The organism is Arsenophonus endosymbiont of Bemisia tabaci Q2 (assembly GCF_902713415.1).
Classification (GTDB): domain Bacteria; phylum Pseudomonadota; class Gammaproteobacteria; order Enterobacterales; family Enterobacteriaceae; genus Arsenophonus.
In genome coordinates this window covers 1-1,281 of the sequence record NZ_CACTIE010000292.1, presented here as the reverse complement: position 1 = coordinate 1,281, position 1,281 = coordinate 1, and the positions used below count along the sequence as shown (strand labels likewise).

General features: G+C 40.4%; 3 protein-coding genes. 1 reads left to right on the top strand and 2 read right to left on the bottom strand.

Annotation, left to right across the window (positions count from 1 at the left end):
• Positions 1-84: 84 nt before the first annotated feature.
• Both ARSQ2_RS13965 and ARSQ2_RS11400 read right to left on the bottom strand, forming a co-directional pair.
• A complete protein-coding gene (locus ARSQ2_RS13965) occupies positions 85-210 on the bottom strand; it encodes a hypothetical protein (protein WP_255487710.1) in 126 nt (41 codons plus the stop codon).
• A 253-nt stretch (positions 211-463) separates the two neighbouring features.
• Complete coding sequence (locus tag ARSQ2_RS11400) at positions 464-1,009, bottom strand: hypothetical protein (RefSeq protein WP_181995353.1); 546 nt, start codon at positions 1,007-1,009, stop codon at positions 464-466.
• A gap of 7 nt (positions 1,010-1,016) precedes the next feature.
• On the opposite strand from ARSQ2_RS11400, the gene ARSQ2_RS11395 reads away from it, so the two are divergent.
• Positions 1,017-1,281, top strand: a 265-nt coding sequence (locus ARSQ2_RS11395; RefSeq protein ID WP_181995352.1) for a hypothetical protein, incomplete at its 3' end; no start/stop codon positions are given.

The window sequence follows — 1,281 nt, the reverse complement described above, 5'->3', positions numbered from 1 at the left end:
GCTAAGCGTCTTAATTTTGATTACAAAATATATGTTTTTCTCCAATATAAATTTACTGATATAGAGTAATTACTTGTAATCATTTTAAAGTCGCCCAGCGATAAATATCACTTTACGTCTAAAATCAATTGAATAGCTCATATAAATAATGTCATCAAAATTAAGTCGCTTAGCTATATTCTCCGCAATCCGATCACTAAATTCACTCACTATAGTGCTTCACATTGTGCCCTGACCTCAGGTGATCCGCTATCAGTTAATACATGATTTGCCTCGGCTTCGCCTAAACGCGAATAAGAAAACTGGGTAAATTCCTGCTCCAGGCGGTCCTAAGCACTTAGGCGTTCTGTTTCCGTTAAATTATAGCTAAGCGTCTTAATTTTGATTACAAAATATATGTTTTTCTCCAATACAAATTTACTGATATAGAGTAATTACTTATAATCATTTTAAAGTCGCCTAGCTATAATTTCGCGCTGGCTTTTGCGTTTGATGATCCCTTGCTAACACTCAGGCTTCCTTTTGTCCCAAATCCAAAACCGGCAACATCGGTACTATCGGTTGAAGTTCTGTCCTCTCTGGATGTACTGTTATTTGAAGACATGGCTTCTTTTGCGTATTGGGATTGTCGTTGAACATCTTCAATCGCTTGGTGTTGTTTACTGGATAATTTGCTGTCTTGCGATCCCTGCTTGCTAAACTGATTACTGAGTGCGGTGGAGATATGATAGGTATCATTAATGGCGCTTTTTAAGCCCTGATGGTAACTTTCACTTTCTTGATGCTGACTACTTAACGCTTTACTGAAGCTGATGTCTAGCATTGAACTCGTATCCAGACTAAACGGCAGTTTCGAGATGGCTTGCGTGGTATCGACAATGTGCTGACCACTTTGGGTGGTGCTAATTACCGCCCCGTTATCGATTTGCTGACTGGAGAGTCCGGCTTTGTAACTGCGGTTTAAATCGGTTTTAAAGCCGTTGATGTTTTCCATCTCCACATTGGCCATGTTTTAATTGTCGCTAGCTACGGCTGACCCATCCGCGGTCGTTGCCCTTTCCAGGGCGCGTTACCTAAATAGGAAGCCCGCACTGGCAATCTGTTGTCCGAGGGCGCTGAAGAGCTTAAAACTTAAAAACGGAATCGACACATCATCATCCAGCCGACAATTCCTGCGGTGGTATATAGCTAAGCGACTTAATTTTGATGACATTATTTATATGAGCTATTCAATTGATTTTAGAGGTAAAGTGATATTTACGATGGAAGAAGAAGGGTTGA

Coding starts and splice junctions, on each gene's coding strand:
- ARSQ2_RS11400 (WP_181995353.1), bottom strand. CDS start 1,009: ATGGCCAATGTGGAGATGGAAAACATCAACGGCTTTAAAACCGATTTA.